Origin of the sequence: Mycobacterium helveticum (genome assembly GCF_007714205.1) — a bacterium.
In the GTDB taxonomy this organism is placed as follows: domain Bacteria; phylum Actinomycetota; class Actinomycetes; order Mycobacteriales; family Mycobacteriaceae; genus Mycobacterium; species Mycobacterium helveticum.
Window position 1 is genome coordinate 79,247 of record NZ_VMQU01000003.1, and the last position, 24,659, is coordinate 103,905.

At 67.8% G+C, this 24,659-nt stretch carries 18 protein-coding genes, 2 tRNA genes and 5 pseudogenes; 8 read left to right on the forward strand and 17 right to left on the reverse strand.

Translation table 11 applies throughout. The annotated features are described in order from the left end of the window. Positions 1 to 12: 12 nt before the first annotated feature. Together FPZ47_RS01310 and FPZ47_RS01315 are read right to left on the reverse strand one after the other, a co-directional pair. Positions 13 to 474, reverse strand: a complete 462-nt coding sequence (locus FPZ47_RS01310) for a DUF4334 domain-containing protein (RefSeq protein WP_144947940.1) — start codon at positions 472 to 474, stop codon at positions 13 to 15. Further along, positions 471 to 1,544, reverse strand: a complete 1,074-nt coding sequence (locus FPZ47_RS01315) for a pyridoxal phosphate-dependent aminotransferase (protein ID WP_144947937.1) — start codon at positions 1,542 to 1,544, stop codon at positions 471 to 473. The genes FPZ47_RS01310 and FPZ47_RS01315 overlap by 4 nt, the downstream gene beginning before the upstream one ends. An 88-nt stretch (positions 1,545 to 1,632) precedes the next feature. On the opposite strand from FPZ47_RS01315, the gene FPZ47_RS01320 reads away from it, so the two are divergent. Both FPZ47_RS01320 and FPZ47_RS01325 read left to right on the forward strand, forming a co-directional pair. Next, positions 1,633 to 1,724, forward strand: a tRNA-Ser gene (locus tag FPZ47_RS01320). A gap of 23 nt (positions 1,725 to 1,747) precedes the next feature. After that, positions 1,748 to 1,820: transfer RNA gene (locus tag FPZ47_RS01325), tRNA-Arg, on the forward strand. A gap of 137 nt (positions 1,821 to 1,957) precedes the next feature. Here the strand turns inward: FPZ47_RS01325 and FPZ47_RS30535 are convergent. Beyond that, positions 1,958 to 2,230 (reverse strand): annotated as a pseudogene (locus FPZ47_RS30535) (tyrosine-type recombinase/integrase); the annotation flags it as partial. A gap of 8 nt (positions 2,231 to 2,238) precedes the next feature. Between FPZ47_RS30535 and FPZ47_RS01335 the strand changes: the two are divergent. Beyond that, positions 2,239 to 2,659, forward strand: a pseudogene (locus tag FPZ47_RS01335) (pyridoxamine 5'-phosphate oxidase family protein). A gap of 439 nt (positions 2,660 to 3,098) precedes the next feature. Here the strand turns inward: FPZ47_RS01335 and FPZ47_RS01340 are convergent. From FPZ47_RS01340 to FPZ47_RS01400, 14 genes and pseudogenes are all read right to left on the reverse strand, one after another. Beyond that, positions 3,099 to 4,130: a glycosyltransferase family 9 protein gene (locus tag FPZ47_RS01340; RefSeq protein ID WP_144947934.1), complete on the reverse strand. Its 1,032-nt coding sequence runs from the start codon at positions 4,128 to 4,130 to the stop codon at positions 3,099 to 3,101. Then, the gene (eccCa, locus tag FPZ47_RS01345; RefSeq protein WP_144947932.1) at positions 4,127 to 8,344 is read right to left on the reverse strand and encodes a type VII secretion protein EccCa; all 4,218 of its coding nucleotides are present in this window, start codon (positions 8,342 to 8,344) and stop codon (positions 4,127 to 4,129) included. Before eccCa ends, FPZ47_RS01340 begins: the two co-directional genes overlap by 4 nt. 2 nt (positions 8,345 to 8,346) lie before the next feature. Continuing rightward, the gene (gene eccB / locus FPZ47_RS01350) at positions 8,347 to 9,834 is read right to left on the reverse strand and encodes a type VII secretion protein EccB (protein ID WP_144947929.1); all 1,488 of its coding nucleotides are present in this window, start codon (positions 9,832 to 9,834) and stop codon (positions 8,347 to 8,349) included. Further along, entirely contained in the window at positions 9,834 to 10,691 is an 858-nt protein-coding gene (locus FPZ47_RS01355; RefSeq protein ID WP_144947927.1) for a transglycosylase, read from the reverse strand. Before FPZ47_RS01355 ends, eccB begins: the two co-directional genes overlap by 1 nt. Before the next feature lie 266 nt (positions 10,692 to 10,957). Then, a complete protein-coding gene (locus FPZ47_RS01360; RefSeq protein WP_210419802.1) occupies positions 10,958 to 11,965 on the reverse strand; it encodes a hypothetical protein in 1,008 nt (335 codons plus the stop codon). A 116-nt stretch (positions 11,966 to 12,081) separates the two neighbouring features. Next, positions 12,082 to 13,233: a DUF5631 domain-containing protein gene (locus FPZ47_RS29165; RefSeq protein ID WP_246133506.1), complete on the reverse strand. Its 1,152-nt coding sequence runs from the start codon at positions 13,231 to 13,233 to the stop codon at positions 12,082 to 12,084. 1,324 nt (positions 13,234 to 14,557) lie between these two features. After that, complete coding sequence (locus FPZ47_RS01370) at positions 14,558 to 15,088, reverse strand: hypothetical protein (RefSeq protein ID WP_144954504.1); 531 nt, start codon at positions 15,086 to 15,088, stop codon at positions 14,558 to 14,560. Positions 15,089 to 15,222: 134 nt separating this feature from the next. Next, on the reverse strand, positions 15,223 to 15,465 hold the full coding sequence (locus FPZ47_RS01375; protein WP_168209322.1) for an NINE protein: 243 nt from the start codon (positions 15,463 to 15,465) through the stop codon (positions 15,223 to 15,225). Positions 15,466 to 15,486: 21 nt separating this feature from the next. After that, positions 15,487 to 15,585: pseudogene (locus FPZ47_RS30540) on the reverse strand (DUF2510 domain-containing protein); the annotation flags it as partial. Positions 15,586 to 15,596: 11 nt separating this feature from the next. Continuing rightward, entirely contained in the window at positions 15,597 to 16,400 is an 804-nt protein-coding gene (locus FPZ47_RS01380) for a hypothetical protein (RefSeq protein WP_144954509.1), read from the reverse strand. Between the two features lie 204 nt (positions 16,401 to 16,604). Then, the gene (locus tag FPZ47_RS01385; protein ID WP_144954512.1) at positions 16,605 to 17,162 is read right to left on the reverse strand and encodes a hypothetical protein; all 558 of its coding nucleotides are present in this window, start codon (positions 17,160 to 17,162) and stop codon (positions 16,605 to 16,607) included. A gap of 88 nt (positions 17,163 to 17,250) precedes the next feature. Further along, entirely contained in the window at positions 17,251 to 17,565 is a 315-nt protein-coding gene (locus tag FPZ47_RS01390; RefSeq protein ID WP_144954515.1) for a DUF2563 family protein, read from the reverse strand. 103 nt (positions 17,566 to 17,668) lie between these two features. Then, positions 17,669 to 18,178, reverse strand: a complete 510-nt coding sequence (locus FPZ47_RS01395) for a pullulanase (RefSeq protein WP_144954518.1) — start codon at positions 18,176 to 18,178, stop codon at positions 17,669 to 17,671. 24 nt (positions 18,179 to 18,202) lie between these two features. After that, a complete protein-coding gene (locus FPZ47_RS01400) occupies positions 18,203 to 19,639 on the reverse strand; it encodes a CCA tRNA nucleotidyltransferase (protein ID WP_144954522.1) in 1,437 nt (478 codons plus the stop codon). A gap of 300 nt (positions 19,640 to 19,939) precedes the next feature. On the opposite strand from FPZ47_RS01400, the gene FPZ47_RS01405 reads away from it, so the two are divergent. The 5 genes and pseudogenes from FPZ47_RS01405 to FPZ47_RS01425 form a co-directional block, all read left to right on the forward strand. After that, entirely contained in the window at positions 19,940 to 21,463 is a 1,524-nt protein-coding gene (locus FPZ47_RS01405) for a putative alpha/beta hydrolase (RefSeq protein ID WP_144954524.1), read from the forward strand. Between the two features lie 28 nt (positions 21,464 to 21,491). Beyond that, on the forward strand, positions 21,492 to 21,824 hold the full coding sequence (locus FPZ47_RS01410) for a hypothetical protein (protein WP_246133507.1): 333 nt from the start codon (positions 21,492 to 21,494) through the stop codon (positions 21,822 to 21,824). An 11-nt stretch (positions 21,825 to 21,835) separates the two neighbouring features. Continuing rightward, the gene (locus FPZ47_RS01415; protein WP_144954545.1) at positions 21,836 to 22,135 is read left to right on the forward strand and encodes a hypothetical protein; all 300 of its coding nucleotides are present in this window, start codon (positions 21,836 to 21,838) and stop codon (positions 22,133 to 22,135) included. 354 nt (positions 22,136 to 22,489) lie between these two features. Continuing rightward, positions 22,490 to 23,178, forward strand: a pseudogene (locus tag FPZ47_RS01420) (NUDIX hydrolase). Positions 23,179 to 23,207: 29 nt separating this feature from the next. Then, positions 23,208 to 24,659 (forward strand): annotated as a pseudogene (locus FPZ47_RS01425) (hypothetical protein); the annotation flags it as partial.

The following is a 24,659-nucleotide window of genomic DNA, read 5'->3' on the forward strand; positions in this document are numbered from 1 at the left end:
GCTCGAGGTACCCTACACGCGCTCGAGGTAGAAGTAGTAGTAGCGTCCGCCATCGCGGACGCCCTTGCCGTTCATGATGCCCATCACCGCGTCGTCGTCGATCGTCTTGAAGTGGTCGTGCACGGGCTGGCCGTCGTAGACCATCGTGGCGGTGACCTCGCCGCGGAACACCTCGAGCCACAGGCTGGCCTCGCCCTTGCCCATCTCCACGTTGGAGAACTTGTTGCCGTCGGCGTCCAGGCAGACCAGCGGCTGCACGTCGGCGACCGACGTGAACGTCTTGCCGAACCAGCCGGCCTGCTCCAGCAGGCCGTTCATCTTGTGGCCGGTGACGAACTCGCCGCCCTTCCACTCGCCGAGCATCTGCTCGAGGGTCGCGGGCTGCAGGGTCGCCCAGAACTCGTCGAGCTCGGCGTCGGGGATCTGTCCGCCGCGATCCTTGAGTTCGGTGAACTTCTTGCGGGCCAGGGTCATCGGCTCTCCTCGGTAGGGGTGATCCAGTCGCGGGCGAAGTCCAGCAGCGCGTCGTTCTCGTCCGGGGCCCCGATGGTGATCCGGACGCCGTCGGCGCCGAACGGGCGGACCACCAGATGCGCGTCGGCGGCCCGGGCCACGAAGTCCGCGCTGCGCGGCCCCAGCGGCAGCCAGACGAAGTTGGCCTGCGTCGGCGGCAGGTTGTACCCGGCGTCCCGCAACGCCGCGCCGACCCGCGTGCGCTCGGCGACGACGGAGTCGGTGCGGGCCAGCAGTTCGTCGGCGGCGCGCAGGCACGCGATCGCGGCGGCCTGCGAGACGCTGGTCACCGAGAACGGCACGTAGACCTGGTCCAGGGCGGTGATCAGCTCCGCGGGGCCGACCGCGTAGCCGATGCGCAGGCCTGCCAGCCCGTACGCCTTCGAAAAGGTGCGCAGCACAACGACGTTGCCGTGGTCGCGGACCAGCGCCAGGCTGTCCGGTGCCATGCCGTCGCGGACGTACTCGACGTAGGCCTCGTCGATGGCGACCAGGATGCGCGACGGCACGGCGGCGACGAAACGGGCCAGCGCCCCGGGGTCGACGACCGTGGAGGTCGGGTTGTTGGGGTTGCAGACGAAGATCAGCCGGGTGCGGTCGGTGACGGCGGCCAGCATCGCCTCGAGGTCGTAGGTGTGGTCGCTCAGCGGCACCTTGACCGCGACCGCGCCGGCGATCTGCACCTGCGGCGGATACAGCTCGAAGGTGCGCCAGCCCATCACCACCTCGTCGCCGGCCGACGCGGTGATCTGAACCAGCTGCTGGCCCAGGCTGACCGACCCGCAGCCGACGGCGACGTGCCGGGGGCCGAAGCCCGGGCCCAGGTGCTCGGCCAGTGCCGCCTTGAGGGCGACGCAGGCGTTGTCGGGGTAGCGGTTGACGTCGCAGGTGGCCCGCTCGATGGCCGCACGCACGCTGGGCAGCGGGCCGAAAACCGTCTCGTTGCTGGCCAGCTTGATCGACCCCGGCACCGTCTTGCCCGGGACGTAGACCGGCAACCCGGCCAGCTCGGGGCGCAGACGGGCGGTCACTTCGACAGCATATGCCGGGGCTGTGTACGCTATGCCTCCGGCGGTAAGGGGATACCGGGAAGGGTCGGGTAACCTCGGGAAGTCCGATGGAGGCGTGCCAGAGCGGCCGAATGGGGCTCACTGCTAATGAGTTGTCCCCCTCAAAGGGGACCGGAGGTTCAAATCCTCTCGCCTCCGCCAGGAGCACACACAATTGAACACAAGCGCCCGTAGCTCAACGGATAGAGCATCTGACTACGGATCAGAAGGTTGGGGGTTCGAATCCCTTCGGGCGCGCTCACTAGCAGCTGATATGGGCTGTTTTGGTCTCCAGCACCGGCAACATTGTCACGGATTGTCACAACTCGTGCCGAACTCCGCGCGCCGTCGGCCAGCGCGTTTGGCTGTGAGTGCACATCCGTTCGCATCGTGAATGCCACGTCGGCGTGGCCGAGCCAGGCCGCGATCACTGCGGCCGGCACGCCCTGCAGGGGCATCGTGGTACCGCAGGTATGCCGTGCGTCGTGCAGTCGGATTCGCGGCACACCGGCCGCGGTGACGGTGTTGACCCACATCTTGGACAGCGTGTCTGGGTGGTACGGCTGCCCGGCTTCGTTGCACACCACGTAGTCGAGGTCGGTGGAGTCGACGCCGGCTTTCAGCTTTTCGGAGAGCTGCCGCTTTTTCGCCGCTTTCCGCTCGACCAACAGCGGGTCTGGGACGGGCAGGACTCCCTCAGGGCGGCACCGCCGTCATCGCCCGCGAGGCAATCGAACTCGACCGCGCCGAGGTGATGCGATCGCTGGCACGCGTTGACGTGCCCACAATCCGCCCGGTCAACCACCTCGTCGGCGAGGGTCAGTTTTGTCGTGCGCACCCGCCTGACTGCGACGGTGTCCACCGCGGTGCGATTGAGCGGTGGGGACCTATGAAGCTGACGACCTCCACCCCAGCGGCGGGTGGGCTGGAGCGTCGTGGTCACCGGGTGGGCAACCACGAGCACTGACCCCGAACAAATCGCCCGTTACGAACAACTACTGCACCCGTGGGTGACCATGACCATGGACACCATGATCGCGATGAAACCCGCGATCGCCACTCGCATCCGCATCGTCTACGCCAAAACGCAATTGTGAGTAGCCTTCCCGCAGCGAATCCGTCAGCAGCCCAACGGGTTACCGATAGCTCGCTATAGAACCTCTATTCACGAGCTCTCGGATCATCACGGCCGGAAGTGTGGTGCTCGAGTTGGCCATGAAGGTTAGCAATGACGGGTGCCACACCGACACCTTCGTCGCTGCCGACGAGTGGGGCCACAGCCCTCGGAGAGGAAATCACCCGGTGACCGGCAATGCTCATGCTGAGGCAATAATGGCTAACAGCGGAAGACGAGTCGAGGTTCGATGAATAACGATTTGCGGCAAGCTATTGCGTCTGCACCCATGTTCGACGGGCTGGACGCCGCACACGTGGACTTCCTGGCCGCACAGAGCCGCGCGATCTTCCTGCCCTCGGGCCAGGTGCTGTTCCGTAAAGGAACATCATCGACAGGTTTCTACATGGTTCGCGAGGGCCTCATGCAGCTTTCGGTGTCCAATTCCGAAGGCATGGTTTTAGGGCATGCTGTTGCGCGAGGTCTTCCATCGCGCCGAGCACCTCCGCCACGGTGATATCCCCCGTCGATCGCCGATCGATGTGCCGGTGCGGCCCGAACCTGAACCTCCACGTCGTCGAGCGCGTCAGCCCGAAAAGCCCCACCCCGGGAACCCGCGCCAGATCGGCGGCGTGCAGCATGCACGAGTCGATTCCCAGGAACAGGTCCGCCTCGGCCACCAAGCCCATCGACAGGTCCAACGGCAGCCCGAGGCGGGGCATGACGCGGTCACGTTCGTGCCCCACGTTGAGCTCCTCGTGTCCCATCCCGACGACCCAGGCGACGAAGTTGTCGTGACGCGCCAAAAACCGGTCCAGCAGATCAATGAACCTGGTTACCGGCCAACGCTTCTCTGACCAATCGGTATCGGCGTGCACGACGAGCACCTTGACCGCGGCGGGCACCGCGGCCCGGATCGCCCGGGCTTCCTGCTGTACGGAGAGCGGGAGGGGCACCGGCTGGGAGTACGGGTCGGCCCGGGCCGCGGGATCGAACAGCTGCGCCAACTTGAACAGCAGGTCGACCGTGTGACACGCCTCCTTCGGGACGACGACGTCGTAGTCCTCGTAGTCGTTCGTGAAGCCGATGCTGGTCGCGGGAGCAAGTCGCCGCCGAAGCGCCTGCCCGGTGTCCGACGGCCAGCCGAAGACCGTGGTGTTGATGAACAGGTCAACGGGACCGATCTGGGCTGCCAGCACATCGAAGTCCGGCGGCCGGTACGGGGGCAGCCCGCCCGGATGGAATCCCGGGATCTCCACATGGCGCGGGCTCACCTCCCGGAAGCACAGGTCGAAGGCCACCTTCGGGCCGATCATGGTGATCGGGGCGGTGAACGCGGCCTCAAAGTCGGCCACCGTCGGCAGCGTCAGGATCGAGTCGCCGATCTTGGCGTCGAAATACACCGCGGGACTGCGGGCCGCGAGCAAACCGCTCAGCGCGGCATGCGGGCTCACGGGGGCGCGACAGCCGTCGACGGCATCCCGACCAGGACGCCCTCGACGTCCCCGTCGGCGCTGAGCAGCAGGCCCCGTCCGGGTGGCAGCGCCTGGGCGCGGACGGCCCGGTTGATCCGGTTCTGCGGGTCGTTGTCCATGTAGAGCTGCGTCACCTTTGCCGAGTTCTGGAACCGCATCCACGGATCCATCTGCAGCGTCGCCCAGTTCGAGCTGTTACGGGTCGTGAACACGTGCAACCCGATCTGGCGGGCCCGTTCGATCAGCTTCCACAGCGCCGCCCCCACCGGCGGTTTGGGCGGGTAGCTTTGATCCGGGCGCAGATCCTGAACGTCGTCGATGAGCACGAAGTGTCGTGGCCCTTCCCACGGCTTGAGGGCCCGTAACTCCTTCTGGCTCAAGCCTTTCTGCGGCAACCGCGGCAACAGGACCTGCTGCGCGAGCTCGGTGATCACCTCGTCGATCTCGTCCTGGTCGTAGGCGTACGCGCGCACGTAACCCGGGCCGTGCAGGTCCCGCAGGCCGTGCGGGGCCGTCTTGGGGTCGATGAGCGTCAGTTGCGCCTCGTCGGGGCTGAACCGGCTCATGACGGCCTCCCCGATGGCCACCAGTGACAACGTCTTTCCGCAGCCCTGCCTGCCCAGGATCATCAGGCCGGGGCTTTCCCGCAGCTTCAGCGGAACTGGGCCCAACTCGTGGCGCTCGCCGATGGCGAAGGCGATCGACAGGTCGTCCCCGCTCGGGTGGGCGGCCTCATAGTCGAGGATCGCCCTGAGCTCCACGCGCTGCGGCAGGCGCTGCAGCGTCGCGTGCTTGGTCACTCCGGCGACCTCGGCGATGCGGCCGCCGACCTCGGTGATACCCACCAGCATGCCACTCGCGGGATCCGCGAGCGCCGGCACGCCGACGCGCAGTTCGTGCAAGCTGTCGGTCAGTCCGAAGCCGGGCCGGTTCAGGGTTCGCCGCGCCGCTTCCCGCGACTCGATCGACGAGTGCCCCATCTGGCTCTCGCTGGGGTCGGCCAACCGCAATTGGATTCGGGCCGTGGCGTTTTGCAGCAGGCTCTGGCGCTGCCCGTGAATCCAGCCGCCCGCGCTGCAGATCACGTGCACGCCGTATTCGGGTCCGCGGCTGCTCAGCGAGATGATGCGGTCCCCCAACAGGGTGTCCTTCGAGTACAGGTCGTCGTAGTCGTCGAGGACCACGAACACGTCGCCGAACGGATCGGTGGGATCGGTGCCGCCCAGGCCGTCGCTGCCGGGACCGAACCGGCGCTCGCGGAAGCCGTCGAGGTCGATCTTGAGGTGGCGGAACGAGTTCTCACGCGCGTCGATCAGCGCGTCCATGCTGCTCAGGATGCGTTCGATGCCCTCGTTGTCCTTCGGCGACACGATGTCGGTGACGTGCGGCAACGACGCCACCTGCGCCATGGTGGCCCCGCCGATGCAGAAGAACGTCACCCTTGCCGGGCTGTACATCGTTGCGGCCGAGCACATCAGCGTCATCAAGGTGGTGGTCTTGCCGCGCTGCTTGGCCCCGACCACGACGATGTTGCTGCGCAGCGCGTCGACCGCGTAAACGACCTGCCGCGACTCCTCGGGGATGTCCATCACGCCCACCGGGAACATCAGACCCGGGTTGCGGCCGTAGTCGACGTGCCAGGGCCTGCCCCGGTATCCTGCCACCAGCACGTCGACGGGCTCGGGGTCCTCCAGCGGTTCCAGCCATGGGCGGCGTGGCGCGCGGTGCGGCACGCCGTGCAGCGACTCACGCAGCACGTCGACGATCTTCTTGCGCTTGAAACCGTCTTCGTAGTACAGGAATTCGTCGGGTTCGGCACCCACGGCGGCGGCGGCCTCCAACGCCGCGGCGTCACCCGCGTCCAGCGGCTGGTACTGCCAGTTGTACAGCCGCGGCTTGGTCAGGGTCATGTCGACGGTGGTGGCCACCCGCGCCGTCTTCGGCACCACGAACGGCGCCGAGAGGTAGAAGCAGCGGAACGGTTCCAGATCGCGCGGTCCCACCTTCAGCAGCGCGAAACCGTTCTCCTTCGACGGCAGGTGGTAGGCGGCGTCCGAGCCGATCACCTCGCGGCTGTCGTCACCGGATTCGGCGCGCAGTGCGATGCGGAAGGCGATGTTGGACTTGACTTTCTGCAGCGACGACAGGTCGAGCCGCTGTCCGCCCAGCATGAAGAAGACGTTGGCGCCGCGGCCCTCCTGCCCGATGTGGATGATGAGGTTGATCCACTTCTCGTGGTTGGCGAACAACTCCAGGTACTCGTCGACGATGACCAGCAAGACCGGCACCGCGGGCAGGTCGCGCCCGGCGAGCCGGATCTCTTCGTAGTCGTTGGCGTCGCGCGCACCCACCGAGGTGAACAGCTCGTAGCGCTGCTTGATCTCCCCGTCGATGACCCGGCGCATCCGTTCGGCCAGGTGCCGCTCGTCCTTACCGAGGTTCGACAGCGCGGCCACCACATGCGGGATGCCCAGGATGTCCTGTGCCGCCGATTCGAACTTCATGTCGACGAAGATGACGTTGAACGCCTCGGGGGAATGCGTCAACGCGATCCCGTAGACCAGCGACAGGAAGAATTCCGACTTGCCCGAGCCGCTGGTTCCGATCACGACCGAGTGAAAACCGAAGCCGCCGAAGTCTTTCGCCCGCAGGATGATGTTCTGCAGCTCGCCGTTGGGTTTGGCGCCGACGGGGATCTCACACCACCGCTCGTCGCCGCGGCCGCGCCGCTCGGCCCACAGCCGGTCGACATCCAGCGCCCTGGGGTCACCGATGCCCAGCGCCCGCAGCAATTCCGTGGCTCCGGTGGCGGAGTCGCCGGCGTCGCTGCGGCTGGTCGGCGACCAGCGTGCCATCGCGCGCGCGTAACGGTAGGCCCGGTGCAGCGGCAGCTGATCGGCATGGCCGAAGAACTTGCCCCGGAACCGCAGCAGCGGCGGTGTGCGGTTGTCGTCATCGTCGGAGTCCGATCCGTTTCGCGGGGCTCTCTGCTGGCCGTTCACCGAAACCTTTGGCGCGCCGTGCCGCTCGCGCATCTCGAAGACCTGGTCGTCGGCGAATCCCACTCCGGTGCCTACCCGGGATGCGATGCGCAGCACGGTGATGCCGGCTTTGCCGACCTGACCGACCACGCTCTCCCAGGCGTCGGGGCTGCCGGTGTTGTCGTCGACGATCACCAGGTGCGGTCCCAGGTCGCTCGCGTCTTTGCCCTGCCCGGTTTCCAACGCCGAGCCCATCGCGGTCGGGCTCGCCGCCACCGGTGGCGTCCATGCGCCGCGCTTGCCCTTCAGGTGCAACTCGGCGCCTAAGGCCTCTTCGAGTTCCTCCGGGGTGGCGAATACCAGCCGGCGCCAGCCGCATGCGTCGAACAGCTCGTCGTGCAGGTTGTGCGGCAGCCACACCATCCAGGACCACACGTCCGGATTGCGGGTCACCACCATCAGTTTCACGTCGTGGGGGTTGTGGAACACCGCCAGCGAACACAACACCGAGCGCATCAGCGACCGCAGCCGGTCCAGGTCGTCGCCCACGAAGCTGAATCCCGGCGCCGACCGCAGGTTGACGACCTTGGCGATGTCGCGAATCTTGCGCTGCTCCAGGATGAAATCGCGGAGCGCCTGCCCGGTGACGGGTTCGAGTTCCTCGTCGGAGGAGATGTCGGGCCAGGTCACCGACAACACCGAGTCCGGGGCGTGCTGCACGCCGGTGCCCAGCCGCACCTCCAGAAAGTCGGCGTCCGCGCGGCCGCGCTCCCACATCCGTGGGCCGCCGATGATCGCCCCGAGTCCCTGCGGGTCGGAATGCAGCGCGTGCTGCCACTCGCGTTGGGCGCACACCGCGGTCTGGATCTCGTCCCGGTTGCCGTCGAGGTCGCGCAGGTAGCGGCGACGCCCACGTTCCATCTCACCCCAGGTGATCTTGCGTGCACGCCCGAACCGCCCGGAGAAGGCCAGCATGCTGAAGGCGCCGATGCCCATCAGCGGAAAGAAGCCAGTGGTCAAACTCCGCACACCCGAGACGTAGAGCATCACCACCGTGCCGATCAGCGCCACGATCAGCGCCGGCACGCCGATCATCACCCAGATATTGCGCGGCTCGCGTTCCGGAAGCGCGATCGGCGCGCTCGGCGCCACCCGAACCGGTTTCGGCGGCTCGATCTTGAGCCGGTTGATGGCAAACGCCCTCTTCGACACCTCTAGCCTCCGGCTCTCGCTGTTGTCGTCACCACGGCCGCCTTTCCGAACGCCGGAACGGTGTCCCGAGCCACCAGTGCCGACTGCTGCGACAAGGCCGGTCCCGCAGCGAAGGTCCGCAGCAGCGGCCACGGCGCCTGTACCGCGGCGGCCGGGTCGAGTCCCAGCGCACGCAGCGTCGTGTCCTCGGCGGCGATCCCGAACCGAACCCCGTTGGGAGACAACCAGAACAACGACTCCCGGGAATCGGAGGTGATCACCCCGCTGGTGGATGTCACGAAGTTCGCCGCCCCGGGTAGCACCAGCACCTGGTTGGCCACCACCGACGCCGGGTCGCGGTCATCACGGACGAGGTGCACGATACGTTCGTCCATCGACGCGGGGACCGGAAGGCCTCGCCCGTTGTAGACTGCCACCCGGGCCTGCGGATCCGTCGAGGCCTTCTCCCACCCCACACATGTCGTCGGATTCGCCGCGGAGTCAATGAAATTCAGCCGGGTGGTCGGGTAATAGTCCACCGGTAGGGAATTGACCTCCGGGGTGTTGACGAGCACGTCCGGGGTCACCACCCGCGGCGCCGTCGACCCGTAGGAGTTGGCGCTGCGCAGCAGATCCGCCACGAAACTGTTGATCTTCTGCGCCCCCTCGGGCAGCAGGACGTAGAACTGGCTCCCGCCGCCGGCGGTTTGGGCTTGCAGCACCGCGCCGACCTGGGAACCCACCACCCATTTCGACGGCGTGCCCGCCTCGGGAACCTGCGGCACGCTCAGCGGCTCGGTCGCCGGCAGCGCGTCGAACAGCGCCCGCGAGGTCTCGACGGGGGACGTGACGCCGGGATCGAGCCCCAGGCTCAAAGTGACCGCCCGATTGCTCGGATCGATCCGTGAGCGCTTGCCGTCCCAGATCACGTACGTGCCGCTCTGGAAGGTGACCAGCATTGCGGCGTCGCCGCGCAGCGGTGTCGCGCGGCCACCACCGTCGAGCCGGCCCGCGATCGAGGTCACCACCGGTTTGTCCCCGCTGCGCGGGCGGCCCGCCGTATCGCACACGGCCCACGCCGAGATCGCGCCGCGGTTCACCGGCATGGCCGCCGGCGCTCCCGGGATCCCGATCAGCGGTCCAGACGGATAATTCGCGATCTCGGCGGGTTTGACCCAGGTCGGCTGCGCCGCCGATCCCGTCGCCAGGCGCGCTGAGGTCAGGTTCAGCGCCGGATACAGCCGGCCGTCGATGCGGGCATAGACCGCGCCCGACTCACGGTCCCCGATGATCGCCGAATCCCCCACCGCGCCGGTTGGTTTGAGCACGTTCAGCAGAACCATCCAGCCGCCGGCAATAGCCACCAACACCATCGACAACGCCAGTGCGGCGGTCTGCTTGCGGTCGTCGTGCTTCATCCGCACCGAGAAGCGCGTCGTGGCGGCCCGCAGCCGCCGGTTGTAGAAGAGGTGTCCGGAATTCTGGTCGCGATTGGACAAACTCAGCGGCATCAGTACCCCCTGGGCGATCGGCGGGGATCGGCCTGCCGGATCCGATCGGCCAGATTCGACGCATCGGCGGCGACCCCGTAGCGGCCCCGCGCATAGTTGATGAACGCGCAGGCCTGCGCCACCAGATCGTGGATGTCGGTCGGCGTTCCTGGTTCGTGATACGCCGCGAACGTCGGCGCGATGAACTGCCACGCTCCTTTGCTCGGCGTGCCGTTGGCCGCGTTGGCATCCCAGTTGTTCACCGCGCCGGCGTTGTAGCCGGATTCGCGTCGAGCGACCAATTCCATGCCGCGCCTCCAGCGAGCACGCGCAACGGGATCATGAATGCCCTTGATGTCCAGGGCTTTACCGATCGCCGCCTGCACGGCGGCACGGCCGCTCCCGCCCGCATGGTGGCGTCGCTGCTGCAGGTAGCGCAGTCGGCGGAGCCGATGCGCCAACACCCGCGACCGCAGCCGCGACCGCGTGAGGTGTCGGTGCTGCGCTCGGAGCAGCGCCGCCATCCGGGTGACCGCCTCGCGCCGGCCCACCGGGGTGTCGGCACCCGGCGCCGCGTCGGCCCTGGCGGCGGCCAGGATCATTCGAGTCGCCGCCCTGGCGTGCGTGTGGTCGGCCCGCGCCGCCGCAACGATCCGGTCGAGCTCGCCGTCGGTGTCGGCGAGGCCGCGCAGCCTTTGCGTGGAGCTGTTCGACCGGTCGGCCGCGGCCCGGATATTGCGCGCCGCTGCAATCGCAGCGGCATGGGCGCGAATTCGCGCGGGCACATCACCGACATCGCCGCCGGTAACTTCTCCGGCGAAAAGGGAATGGCCGCGGGCCAAGGCCGCCACGGCTTCGGCGATCAGCGGACCGGTCAAAGACTTCCCCGCCCTCCCCGTGCTGTCGTCGCGCCCCCGCGCACCGCATCCATACCGGACAACTCCCACATTTTCCCGCCGGCACCATCACTCAACAGCATGAATGAGACGGCGGAGCTCTTTTCTGTAACCGGCGATCCCAGCCCGGTCGATCCGGTCGGGTTTCCGTCGCGAGACTACTGCCGTCGGCTGCGGCTGACCACTCACCGTCGGTGCCGTCGACTGCGCTCGTTACCGCCATTGAACTGGTTTTCGGGGTGGCGATGTTATTCCTTCGCCTCGTCCTCGGTCGGCATGATCACGATCCGCCGATTGGGCCGGTTGGTTACCACGCTCGGTTTGCCGTCGCCGCGCTTGGCGACGGGCGCGCTCGGCGGCGGTACCGTCAGGCGGCCCTTGACCGGCTGGCCGTTGGGCACCCCGGGCGCCGAAACCCGCTTTTCGGCCGGCTTGTCTTTGCTGCCGCCGTCCCCGCCGGCGCCCGCCGCACCCGGCATCATCGGCATGCCGGTCATCCCCGCGGGCCCCCTGGTCGGGGTGGCGCCCTCGGTCGGTGTGATCGCGGCCGGCTTCGCCGGTGCCCCCGAAGGAGTGGTTGGCGGCGACGATCCCGGCACGGGCGGCGGACCGAGTGAGCCGGCCGGGGTGGTGCCGCCGAGGCCACCGCCGATCCCACCACCACCACCGCCGCCGCCGCCGGCCTGCGGGTCGGCACCGAGGCTGTCCACAAGTGTCGGATCCCCGGCCGCCAGCGCCTCGGCACCATGAGAGGCCTGCTGGACCGCGCTCATCAGCGGTTGCATCGCGCTTTGGCCCGCCTGCATGGCCTGCTGCGGAAGCTGCGTGAGCGGTCCCATGACACCGCCGAGGACGCCGGTGAGCGCACCGGTGACGCTCGAGGCCATCTGCTGGACCATTTGCATGCCCTGCTGACCGCCCGCCTGCGCCCCGACCGCTTGCATCTGCTGCGCTGAATTCGCTTCATTGGCAGGGAATTTCGCCAGCGCGTCCGCCGCGTGTGCCCGGCGGTCCGCGTCTGCCTCGGCACTGGAAGCGGCGTCACCGGGCACACCGGCGTTGCTTGCGGCAACCAGAGCGCTGGACGCCGCATCGGCGGGTGAGGTTCCGGGCGGGGGCGGCGGGGTCGGCGCGATCGGGGGCGGCAGCGGTACCCCGTACAGGGCCTGCGACAAGGTATCCGGCGTCATCTTGATCGTGGTGCCGGGCGGAAAGTTGGGGCCCGGGGCTCCGGGTGCGGGACTGTCTCCGGTCATATCTTCACCTCCCCTGCCGTTCCGAGCCTCTAGCCCGCGTCACGCATAGTCGGCCGTCTTCGCCATCTTGGCACAGCACGCGTCTTACGGTATTCACGTCGGCCAAGGCAGATGGCCTAAGAGACGCCGCGGCGGGTATACGCGTTGAACCAGGCCAGGTGGTAATTCGCCAAGTATTCGTGGTCGTCGACGAGCGCCTCGATTGCAGCCAGCAGCATCCAGTCCGCCACGGCCGCCGCGTCGTGACGCGGGTATGCGCTCAACAACGAGTGCCGGACGTCGGTTACGCATGCGCGCAAGAGTGCGGCTTCGTTTTCCAGCACACCCGTCTTTCGCACCGCCGGCGCCGCAACCGCCAGCGCTATCCGCGGCAGACCGTCGCGGCGCCGCACGGCGTCCACCAGGCTCGGCCCGAGCTCGTCGATCTGGGGTGCCTCGGAGCGCGCCGACCGGTCACCGCTCAATATCGGTGCGTCCGGGCCGGGCTCGGCGACGTAGGCGTCGGGCTCGTGGGCGGCCGCGGTCACTACGGCCCCCAACAGGTCGACGACGCTGACATCGGCGCGCCGCGCCGCCGGTTCGAGGAGCGTCGCGTGGGCGGGCAGGCGGACGTGCGGCGGAATCCACCCGCCGGCCAGATCGGTGACCAGCAGGCTCGTGGCGCCGTCATCGCGTAGCCCGGCCGCCCACGACAGACGCGGTTCCTGGCGTGCCACCGCATCGACCATGCGCTGTAGGCGTTGCTGTTCGGCGGCCCGGCTGGAAACCGCGCCGGCAGTCGCCCCGGTCGCGGCCGACACCGACGCACCTGCCAACGTCGAGGAACTCGGGCCCGCCTGCCCCGCGGCGGTTGGGGAGGCGGCCCGTTCCACCGGAGAGACCATCGCCCCGCCCGCCGACGGGGACGACGGCGCCGACGGCGCGACCGGGGCCCCCGGCACCGGTGCAGTCGGGGCCGAGGCCATCGCCGGGGGCGCGACCACCGGTGGCCGCAGATCCGAGCCATAGGCGGGCAGCGGTCCGACCGGGGCGACAGGCCCGCCGGCGACCGGCGCCGCAGGCGCCGACCACGAACCACCGGTCATCACCGCGGGCGCCACCGGCACACCGCCGCCGGTCGTCGGTGCCAGCGGAGACGAGGTCGTCGCTGCGTCTATGGGACTGCCCGCGGGAGTGAACGATTCACCACCGACCACGGGAATGGACGGCGTGACGGGCGGCGCCAGCGGTGGCGAGGCCTGCGGCGGCGGAGCCGACCCTGTTCCCATCGCCTGCATCGCGCCCGAGGACAACGATTGCGCGCCGGCACTCGCTGGCTGACCGGTTGCCATTCCGGTCGCGAAGGACTGGCCGAGGGAGTTGGGCGACAGGCCTTGGCCTAGGGAGGCTGAGGGAGGGGCGCCCATGCCCGGTAGCGGCGGGCCCGCTAGCGAACCACCGGGTACGCATACACCCCCGGACGGGGTGGTAATCGGCGGGCCTCCACTGATGACGCCCGCGCCGTGAGCACCAGCCGCATCACCCTCCGGCGCCTCCGCAAAGTGTGGCGGGCCCACGCTATGTCCGCCCGCACCCTCTCCCGCTGCAGCAGCACCATGGCTGCCTCCACGGTGTGTGGCCCCGTAGCCGGTGCTGACGGGTTGGTCCTTGACATCTCCAGCCAACCCGTTTTGGAAAAATTGCTGCGGTGACATCGCGAATCCCTCGGCGGCGAGGGTTCTTTGAGCGGCGTCCATGATCGTAGCGACCGTTGCTCCAGACTTGTATCCGGCGAACCCATTTGCCTCGGCGATGAGCCTTTCGATTTCTGCCGCTTTCGCAAGGGCCGGTTCTTTCGAGTTCTCGATACTTGCGATTCGTTCGTTGTAATCGTCAGCGACTCCTCTAAGCCCTTCGCGCAAGCAATCAATTGCCCCTGCAGCGCTCTCAAAGGAGCTGGCTTTTATTCTATATTTTTCGACTAGGTCGAGGTGCTGTTTCTCACCCTGTTGGAAGCGCGATACAAGGTCGTCGACCGTGCGCCCCTGATTTTCTGACGCTAACTGTGTCCATTTTTTATGCAGTTCGTGGGCATAGTGCTCCTGCTGCTGTTGCTGCGACCGCCAATGCTCAGTTGCCGCATGCAGTGTCGACGACGGTTGCGGCCACCATGCGCCCACGAGGGCGGCGGTGTACTTTCCGGACGGCAAGTCTCCCGCCATAAGCCCCACTCACATATCTTCCAGGCAACCCGCAGATCGTCGGGTTCTCAGTGCACCTTGGACTATCCATCTTGGGACGTCCGCGAAGCGGCGGCAAATCACCAAGGCCGTGTTCTGCCGTTCGGAAGCCAAGCCTGGTCATTCAGCGGCTTCGATGCCTACGCTTCCACGGGGTGAGAGCGTTCCCTAGACGCCTACCGTCAAGCTTCCAGGCCGGCCAAGCAGGCGTGGCGGTTCCCGCCTTCAAAGCACCTAGCACGTCATAGTCATAGAAGGGGCGCTCGACTTGGTTTGGAACCAACCGTAGGTACTTCAACCCTCCACGCCGAGCTAGTGCACCGTGAGTGGTCGGCCGATGCGCGGATAACACCCTCAAAGAGTGCATATGCCGCTATCGACACATAGCAGCCATTGGCGCGTCGGCGCGGTTTACTTCGTCCACCGAGGCCTGGAAAACCGACGAGTCCTTATCGAACGCGCTAGCAATTGCAACTCCGTTGCGATACGCGTCAGCGAGCTTCCGAGCGGCATCTCGCTCACTGCCGTCCAAGGCTGGATTGTCTGTCGCTGCGTAAAGCATGCCGGCCGCATTCGTCAGCGAAATCCGCGCTAAAGCGACGTCGCTGCCGTTTGTCTCCTCCTTAACCGATCGTGCCGCTACCTGATATACATCACAAAGATTCTTCTTTGCATTAGCTGCTTGCTGAGGAGTAAATGTCGACGAACGGGTAGCGGGTAACGAACCTGTACTTGCGGGACTCGCAGTCGACCGAGTGAGGTCGACTATTCCCACTGCGAGCGCGGTCACCGCAATGATGCCAACAGCGGCAAGGGCGAGAACGATGCCGCCATTCGATCGCTGTCCGAGCATCTGTTGGGGTGAAGTCGGCTGAGCAGAAGCTGGCGGGTGCGGGGTCGTCACCCCAGCAAGGCTAATCGTTGGCCTGAGGCGATGTCACCAGACAGCATTAGCGCTTAGGAGGACGGGCCCGCGGAGACGATCGGCGCTTCACTGCAACTTTCGGCCGTAGGCATCGGGGATTGCGCCAGCGAACATCATGATTCCCTCCACAAGGTCCAGATCCAAAGCGGCACCAGAAGCACAATGCCGATGAGGCAGAACAACGTGAAGAACAGTCCCGTTAGGCCCAGCACCAATTGTGTGACCGCAGTACCCGTAGTGCCGATGTAAAAGCGCCCGGCCCCGAAGGTGCCGAAGAAGATTTGCAATAGCCCGGCGGCTACGGCCGACTTGGACGGAGGCATTGGGCCGCCCTGAATCACCGGGTAGGCAACCATGGGCATACTCAGCGGTGCGAGTTGATCTGTCCAGTTCGAGCCGTCGAAATACCGCTGAGCTGGAGCGCCGTTCGGATCGGGATACCAACCCGGCGGTGGGAGTGGTGGAGGTAAGGTCATAACGCCGCTGCTCAGTTGGATGCGTACTCAAGCATCGGCTCGGAGGACGCCGGTCCATCCGGCGGCGCAATGGTCAGGCTCGTTGGCCGGATTCGGTAGACGGTCCCGTCTGTTGGGTTTGTTGCGTCGAAGCCTGCCGAGGAGTCCACCGCGTTCGCCAGTTCGATGCTCGCGCCGTCGCTGAGCCGGACGCCGCGATAGTAGAAGTTGCCGGGCTGGATTTCGCAGACGACCACCACGGACTGCGTGGTGCGCCCCATTGCGGCCGGCTTGGTTCCCGAATCGCAGCGTGCCGCAGGGTAAGCGGTCCAGCCGAGGTCATCAGTTCCGGGCAGGCTGCTGTTGATGCGTAGTTGGGCGGTTGTGCGTTCCGGCGGTGGCGTGGTGCGCGGCATCCATATCGGGTGCGGCAGTTCGGCCAACGTCGTGGACGGGTTCGTCGCGGGCTGAGGCTTAGTGGTGTTCTCGTGCATCCGCGTCAACGCCCACGCAACGAAGCTGATCGTCAGCGCCACGACGCCGGCGCACGCAAGGAGCACCGCGACGTGTCCCCACGTCAGGCGCCACAACTGGCGCTGAATAAACCCAGCGTCGTCCGCGTTTGACCACGCGAGTTCCGGCGCGGCCTGCGTCGGCGGCGGCACGAAGGTGGTCGCGTCACCGTCGCCTGCCGCTGCGGTCGGTGGCTGATCGGCATCGTTGTCATCCGAGGTCGTCATCATTCTCCCGCTAAGAGTGTGCACCAGAGGCGTGACAGCTGTCCCGTTGTTCGAGTGATGATGATGCCCGCCGGGATGAGTACGAATCGCCGACACTGCCCGTACCGGAACGCTGGGGTAGCCCGGTTCTGCTCGCGCAAGTCGACCCGGGACAAGACCGCACGGCCGTGGGCACATTTTGGGTACTAATTTAATACCTGGGCGCGGCGATCGGCCAAAGACTCGGCCGCGGGGACGCGGTAACCATGCCCCTTTCAGTCGATGTGTGGCCGAGCACGGCAAAGGGTCCCGCGTCCCACCTCATCCCCCAACCAGCTGGTCCGTCACACTGAACCCGCTGTCACGGCGATGGTCATTCATGTTGCGGCACTGGCCCAGAAGCTTCACCGACCCGTCGGCGTCGGGGTACGGGCTGATGCCGATGCTGGCCATCACATCGTCTTGGTGGATCACCGTGCCGGAGGCGTGCTGCCCGTGCGGCGGGCCCGCGGACCAGCCGTTGGACTCCATCGTATTGGCGATCCGCTGAAAGTACGCGCTGTGATCGGAACCCTGCGGCACGACGAACGTCATGTCCAGGCGGCCACGATACGGCTTCTCCCCCTGGTCATTACACGATTCCCAGCGATAGCTTCCCGAAACATCCTGCAGCCGAGACACTTTGGCGATCTGCTTGGCGGCGGCGACCACCTGTGCGATGGACTGCCCATCGGACAGCGGCTGCTCGGGCTTGTTGGCCTGGTGCCCGGACGGAAGCCTCGCCGAACACCCCCCAAGCACCAAGACGGTTGCGATCAGCACCGCAACCGCAAGCCGGGCAGGCCATCGCCGAAGATGCTTACCCAAAACCGTGGTCACTTGTCACAGCAATCACAGTAGCGGCACGGTTATTCCACTCCGGGCAGCCGTCCGCCGAATCGGCTCACCATACGCGTGGTCCGGACAACTACGCGACCGAATTGCCCCGCACCGCGCGCAGCTCCTCGGCGCCGCGCTCGTCCATTGCGGTGAACTCGGTGGCGGCGTAATTCGCCTTGGCGCCCACAGCGGCAAGCGCGTCGTGGTGGGCCTGCAAGCTCCTCGCGTGCGCGTCGCGGGCCGCGCTCAGTGCCTCGTGAAAGGCATCGGCGGCGGCGAAGTCCCCGAACATGCCCGCCGCAACCGGCCCCCGCGCCAGGTGATCGGCCCCGTCGCGGGCGTGCGCTCCGGCGCGGTGGGACTCCTTGGCCCCCAGCTGCAGCAATCCCGGGTCGACGAACATCGTGGCCCCCCTTTCCGCCTCCGCGCCTTGCTGACCGCGGCGGCAAGCCTGCCGACCAGGCTAATCACGGCGCCGGTGCCGATCAATTCACGACGAGCGGCCCTCACAGCGGACTGGCGCCGTCGGCCAGACCGTCACCGTCGCTGTCGGTCAGCCGCACGTTCCAGTGGCCGTCGCCGTCGGTGTCGACGTATCCGGTCACCCCGTTCTCCCCCGGGCACAACACGCGGTCGGCCACCCCGTCACCGTCGGTGTCGAACAGCCGGTCGTCGGCGCCGCCGCGCCCGTCGAAGTCCACCAACGGGCCGCCGGTGTGCTGCACGCCGTCGAGCCCGTACCAGCGCAGCTGCCCGTCCCGGTGCCCGGCGACCGACCACGTGCCGGTCCCGTCGTCGGTGAACGACGCCTCGGGCCTGCCGTCGTTGTCGACGTCGAGCAGGGCATGGTCGGCCACACCGTCGCCGTCGAGGTCGGCCAGCGCGTCGTCGCGCAGCCCGTCGCCGTCGAGATCCACGCCCACCGCATCGAAGTGGCCGTCGCCGTCCAGGTCCAGGTCGGGTGTGCCGTGCAGCATCGCCGCCGTGCCGTCGTCACCACCGAGGCAGTAGTCCACGACTACTCCGACGCCGGCCTACCGTTAGGGGTTCCCGCGCGCTTGCCACCAGGACAGCAGCTCGGCGGTGGCCTCCTCGGTGCTCAGCGGCCCGCGTTCGAGCCGCAGCTCCTTGAGAAAGCGCCACGCCTCCCCCACCTGCGGGCCCGCCGGGATGCCGAGCAGCTCCATGATCTGGTTGCCGTCCAGGTCGGGACGCACCCGGGCCAGATCCTCCTGCGCGGCCAGCTCGGCGATCCGCGCCTCCAGCCGGTCATAGCTGGCCTGCAGGCGCGCGGCCCGGCGCTTGTTGCGGGTGGTGCAGTCCGCGCGCACCAGCTTGTGCAGCCGCGGCAGCAGCGGACCGGCGTCGGTGACGTAGCGGCGCACCGCCGAGTCGGTCCACTTGCCGTCGCCGTAGCCGTGGAACCGCAGATGCAAAAACACCAGCTGCGAGACGTCCTCGACCATCTGCTTGGAAAACTTCAACGCCCGCAACCGCTTTCGCACCATCTTGGCGCCCACTACCTCGTGGTGGTGAAAGCTCACGCCGCCGTCGGCCTCGTGCCGGCGGGTGGACGGTTTGCCGATGTCGTGCAGCAGCGCCGCCCAGCGCAGCACCAGATCCGGGCCGTCATCCTCCAGCGCGATCGCCTGCCGCAGCACCGTCAGCGAATGCTGGTAGACGTCCTTGTGCTGGTGATGCTCGTCGATGGCCATCTGCATGCCCCCGACCTCGGGCAGCACCACCTGCCCCATCCCGGTCTGCACCAGCAAGTCGATGCCGGCGACCGGGTCCTGACCGAGCAGCATCTTGTCCAGTTCCGCGGCCACCCGCTCGGCGCTGATCCGGCCGAGCTGCGGGGCCATCTCGCCGATCGCCTCCCGTACCCGCGGGGCCACGGTGAAGCCCAGTTGCGACACGAACCGCGCGGCGCGCAGCATCCGCAACGGGTCGTCGCCGAAGGACACCGACGGCGCGGCGGGGGTGTCGAGCACCTGCTCGCGCAGCGCGGCCAAACCACCCAGCGGATCAAGGAATTCGCCCGCACCCGCGGGCGTGACGCGCACCGCCATCGCGTTGACGGTGAAGTCGCGGCGCACCAGGTCGTCCTCGAGGCGATCCCCGTAACGCACCTCGGGGTGGCGCGACACCTGGTCGTAGCTGTCGGCGCGGAAGGTGGTGATCTCCAGGCGGTGCCCGCCCTTGCCCACGCCGACGGTGCCGAAGTCGATCCCGGTGTCCCACACCGCGTCGGCCCATCCGCGCACGATCTGTTGGACCTGCTCGGGGCGGGCGTCGGTGGTGAAGTCCAGGTCGGGACTCAGCCTGCCCAGCAGCGCGTCCCGCACCGAACCGCCGACCAGGTACAACTGGCGGCCCGCGGCCTCGAACGCCGCGCCCAACTCGCGCAGCATGGGGGCGTGCTGATTGAGGGCCACGGCGGCGGCGGTCAGCAGGTCGTTATCGGCGTCAGGCACGTTCGACCAGCCTAGTCGGACGACGATCGCGGCTGGGATGAGCGCTATCCCCGAGGCGGAACTCCCGGGATTTCCGTGTTCGGAACCTCGATGAATCGCTTCCGGCAACTGCGCCGGCATCTCAAGAGTGAGCCGGCATCTCAAGAGTGAATTGACCTGCCACCGGGTGCCAGTAGCGTTACGCGAGACAGGGAGGGTCGGCGGTGTTTTCCTACCCACACTGGAGGGCGGCCCCACATTGGAGGGCTGCGAAGTCGCATGCGCGAAGGCGCGTGGCGCCGTGACGTTAAGGATGACGCGATGCAGCTTCGGTACATGAGCCAGGCGGCGCTGATCATGTTCGCCGGCGGCGATCCGTGGAAGGTCAATGCGACCTTGCAAAGCGGGCTGCCGGCTCGAATCTCCGATCTCGCCCAAGCGTTTTACGACGCAGGTCTATCCACGGCCGAAGCTGACGCTGCATTTGGTCGCGCGCAAGACCGCTTTCAGAGGTCCTGGACCCACCGGGGCAGGGGTAACCCGATCAACGGCTCGTTCGAAGTTCGTCGCGCCACCAGAGCGCTGGGGCTTCAAGTGGTCCAGCTTCGCAGGATCGGCGTTGATCTGGAGGAGGTTGCGGCGGCCCTGGCCGAGGCGCAGCGCTCCGGAAATGACGCGATCTCTTCTCTCGAAGGCCGGCTGCAAAACATCGATGATCAGCTGGGGCAAGCCGTCGAGCTCGAGAAAGACCCGGCCTTGAGCGCGGTGGAACGGCGGCTCCTCGACGAACACATCACCGGACTCGAAGATCGGGCCATCGGTGACACCCAGCAGTCACTCACCAAGGTCGAGGGGATCCGGGATCAGTATTCGCGGCAACTGCACCTCGCAAAAGTCAACTTGCAGAAGCAGGACGGCTACGACCTGGCGCCGATCGAAGGGTTCGACGGCGACAAACCGGAAACCGTTCAGGGACAAGACGAGCGCCGGCACAACCAGATCGAGGCGTTCAAGCAGATCTTCGGTCGCGAACCGGTTGCGGCCGCCGACTGGGAGACAGCGGCCGCCCTCGACCCGCACAGTTACGACCCGAAGTTCCAGGGCACCGGACCACAGATCGAAGTGGCGAAAATCCGCACGGTGCCCGGGCAGGGCCTGGTCCGGGTCTCGCAATGGATCGAGCAGCGGGATGTGACCAGCTTTCCGTTCTGGCGGCGCGACCTCGGGAACAACAGGGTTGCAAACGCTCATTTCGACCCGGAGGACACGAAGGTCGCGACCTACATCGACTACGAGAACGGCCTCGTGGTGCTGCGACAGAATCCGTCCGTCGAGGAGACCTCGACCGGCGGACCGGGCAGGGTCAAGGTCGGCACACCCAAGGGCAGCGTGACCCAGCTCCCCGACGGTTCGGTTCGGATCAAATACGACGCCGGCAACCCGTTCGCCCCGGGCATCACAGCCGATCCCACGGGGCCGTTTGCCGATCATACGATCACCGTCAACGGCGATCTGGTGTTCACACCCGGACCGGACGGAGTGCAAGTCAACGGGACTCGCACCGACTACCCGTCCATGGAGGTGTATCAGGACCTCCCGAACGGCAGCACCCTCACAGCGCTGATCGACCACGCGAAGTCGGGCAGATCGTGGGGGCCTGCCCTCAACCTCTCCGGCCACCACGACATCGGTCCGCTGGGCGGCAAAGCATTCGCGCCGTTCGACACCGGCGCGTGGAATCCCACATACGATGTGCCTTCTGGGTTGCCGCTCACACAGTTCGGCCCAGCTTCCAACCCACCGTCGGTGTTTGCCCTGCCCGTCGGTGAGGGTGTACCGGCCTGATCGCACAGTGACAGGGGAGCGATAACGGATGAGATCCTTCGTCAGGCGGTACGGCCTGGACGCCCGGGGGTGGCGCACGGCGACGGTGTCGGCGCCATTCGTCGTCCAAGGCGTCTTGGCCCTGCTTCTCCTCGCCATGTGGGCGTTGGGTAAGTGGCTGTTCACGACCGAAAGTGGGCGCAGCGAACGGGCCTGGATGCTGACGGCTCTGCTGGTCACGACCGTGGTCACGCTGGCGGTCAGCGGCGCGCTGCTACGGTCACCGTCGCCTGCTCGTCGCGGGCTTTCCCTCAGCATCGCGGGCTCGTCGGCCATCGTCCTCAGCGGCGGTGCCGTCTACGCCTACCTGATCTTGCGGTGAAGGCGTCGAGGATGACGAGTGACTCTGCCGCCGGCCGCGCGAACAGTCGCTACGGTCCCCTGAGCTTCACGGTGACGCTGCTGCACGTTCTCATCGTGAACGGCACCACGTGGCTTTTCATGCCCTATTCGATCGTGCTTGTACTTCCGGCGGTGCTCATCTACATGGGGATTGCGGCCGTTCTCGCGCGGAATCCGGGGAAGGTCGGTCAGGTCGGGCGGGGAATGTTCCTCGGCAGCCTGTCGGCGCCGCTTTCGCTGATCGTCTTCGCTTTGGCCTGGGCTGTCGCAAAGGGGATAGGCGCGCTTTGACCCGCGCTTGGCCGAGCTGGCGACGTCGTCGGCCGCCCCGCCGAACGCATCGCGGCCACCACGGCAAACCCATTGAGCACCAACAGGATCAGCACCGGCAACACGGCGTCGGTGTGCGGCGCGATCTCACCGAGCCTCACCCCGGCCGGCGACCGGGGTCGCCGAGGCGGCCGGACGGAAGGGCAGTTCGGCCAGGAGGGTGGGGTCGGCACGGACGGATACGGATGCATCGAGAGTCAAGGGAACGGCATCAGGTACGGAAAGCTCAATGAGGGCGCGATCCCGCGATCGGACCGTGACGACAACCGGCGAGTATGTCAAGAACAGCGGCCCGTGCCAGCTACTATCGCTTGGGTGTCGGACGGCGAACAAGCCAAACCGCGTCGGCGTCGGGGTCGGCGCCGCGGTCGTGGTGCCGCGGCATCGTCGGAGAACCAGACCGACGGCCAACCCGCCGCGGCGCGGAGCGGTTGCGCACGGTCCACGAGACATCGGCCGGAGGGCTGGTCATCGACGGCCTCGACGGGCCGCGTGACTCTCAGGTGGCGGCACTGATCGGGCGCGTCGACCGGCGCGGGCGGATGCTGTGGTCGCTACCCAAGGGCCACATCGAACTGGGCGAGACCGCCGAGCAGACGGCCATGCGCGAGGTCGCCGAGGAGACCGGGATCCGGGGCAGCGTACTGGCCGCCCTGGGACGCATCGACTACTGGTTCGTCACCGACGGCCGCCGGGTGCACAAGACGGTCCACCACTATCTGATGCGCTTTTCCGGCGGCGAGCTGTCCGACGACGACCTCGAAGTCGCCGAGGTGGCCTGGGTGCCGGTGGAGGAGCTGCCGTCGCGGCTGGCCTACGCCGACGAACGGCGGCTGGCGCAGGTGGCCGACGAGCTGATCGACAAGCTGCAGAACGACGGGCCGTCCTCGCTGCCGCCGCTGCCGCCCAGCGCGCCGCGCCTGCGCCCGCAGACCCATTCGCGGACCCGCCATGCCGGCAAGCCCGCCACGGGCCGGAAGAACGGTCACGGGCCCGGCCCGTGACCGCGCCGCGACTCTGCTGGGCCGGCTCGATGCGCCTCGCCGTGGTGGTTGCCATCGTCGCCGGCTTCGCCGTGCTCACCGGTGCCGCCCCGCCCCGCGCGGCGGCCGGCGAGCCCGGAGCCACGCCGTTCGTGCGTATCCGCATCGACCAGGTCACCCCGGACGTGGTCACCACCACCAGCCCGCCCGTCATCACGGTCAGCGGCATGGTCACCAACATCGGCGACCGCCCCGTCCACGACGTGATGGTCCGGCTCGAGCACGCCGCGGCGGTCACCGCCTCCACGGGCCTGCGCACCTCGCTGGACGGCGGCACCGAGCAGTACCAGCCGGTGTCGGACTTCCTGACCGTGGCCCCCGAGCTGCAGCGCGGGCAGGGGGCGGGCTTCACGCTCTCGGCTCCGCTGCGCCCGTTGACGAAGTCGTCGTTCGGCATCGACGCACCGGGGATCTACCCGGTGCTGGTCAACGTCAACGGGACGCCCGACTACGGCGCGCCCGCCCGCCTGGACAACGCGCGGTTCCTGTTGCCGGTGGTCGGCGTCCCGCCCGACCGCGCCGACGACCTGGACTCCACCGTCGCCCCCGACACGTCCAAACCCGTGTGGATCACCATGCTGTGGCCGCTGGCCGACCGGCCCCGGCTGGCCCCCGGTTTTCCCGGCGGCAGCATCCCGGTCCGGCTGGTCGACGACGAGCTGGCCACCTCCCTGGCCGCCGGCGGGCGGCTGGACATCCTGCTGTCCGCGGCCGAGGTCGCCACCAGCCACGACGTCGACCCCGACGGCGCCGTCGGGCGGGCGCTGTGCCTGGCCGTCGATCCGGACCTGCTGGTCACCGTCAACGCGATGACCGCCGGCTACGTGGTGTCCGACGCGCCCGACGGTCCCGCCCAGCGGCCGGGCACCCCGACGCATCCGGGCACCGGCCAGGCCGCGGCGATCGCCTGGTTGAACCGGCTGCGCGCCCTGGCCCATCGGCTCTGCGTCGCGCCGCTGCCGTACGCCCAGGCCGACCTGGACGCGCTGCAACGCGTCAACGATCCCGGGCTGAGCGCGATCGCCACCACCAGCGTGGGCGGCATCGTCGATCGCATCCTGGACGTGGCCGCCACCCGCGGCGCCACGCTGCTGCCGGACGGACCGCTGACCGGCCGCACGGTCAACCTGCTCAGCGCCACCGAGAGCGGGGTCAACGGCAGCACGGTCGCCATCGCGGCCGCCGACCTGGCCGTACACGACGGGCCGGGCGCGCCGGGACGCAGCCTCCCGGACGCAGCCGACACGACGCCCCGGCGGGTGTCCCCGCAAGTGGTGGTCGCGCCGTTCGACCCGGCGGTCGGCGCCGCACTGGCCGGCGCGGGAACCAACCCCGCCGTCCCCACCTACCTGGACTCGTCGCTGGCGGTCCGGCTCGCGCACGACTCCCCGACCGCGCGGCGACAGGACGCCCTGGGTTCCATCTTCTGGCACGCCCTGCAG

Excerpts from the sequence above, each read along its gene's own strand:
- FPZ47_RS01310 (WP_144947940.1), bottom strand. The coding sequence starts at position 474 with ATGACCCTGGCCCGCAAGAAGTTCACCGAACTCAAGGATCGCGGCGGA.
- eccB (WP_144947929.1), bottom strand. The coding sequence starts at position 9,834 with ATGCCGCTGAGTTTGTCCAATCGCGACCAGAATTCCGGACACCTCTTC.
- FPZ47_RS01360 (WP_210419802.1), bottom strand. The coding sequence starts at position 11,965 with ATGACCGGAGACAGTCCCGCACCCGGAGCCCCGGGCCCCAACTTTCCG.
- FPZ47_RS29165 (WP_246133506.1), bottom strand. The coding sequence starts at position 13,233 with ATGGGAACAGGGTCGGCTCCGCCGCCGCAGGCCTCGCCACCGCTGGCG.
- FPZ47_RS01375 (WP_168209322.1), bottom strand. The coding sequence starts at position 15,465 with ATGGTTGCCTACCCGGTGATTCAGGGCGGCCCAATGCCTCCGTCCAAG.
- FPZ47_RS01390 (WP_144954515.1), bottom strand. The coding sequence starts at position 17,565 with ATGTTCGTCGACCCGGGATTGCTGCAGCTGGGGGCCAAGGAGTCCCAC.
- FPZ47_RS01405 (WP_144954524.1), top strand. The coding sequence starts at position 19,940 with ATGCAGCTTCGGTACATGAGCCAGGCGGCGCTGATCATGTTCGCCGGC.
- FPZ47_RS01410 (WP_246133507.1), top strand. The coding sequence starts at position 21,492 with ATGAGATCCTTCGTCAGGCGGTACGGCCTGGACGCCCGGGGGTGGCGC.
- FPZ47_RS01415 (WP_144954545.1), top strand. The coding sequence starts at position 21,836 with ATGACGAGTGACTCTGCCGCCGGCCGCGCGAACAGTCGCTACGGTCCC.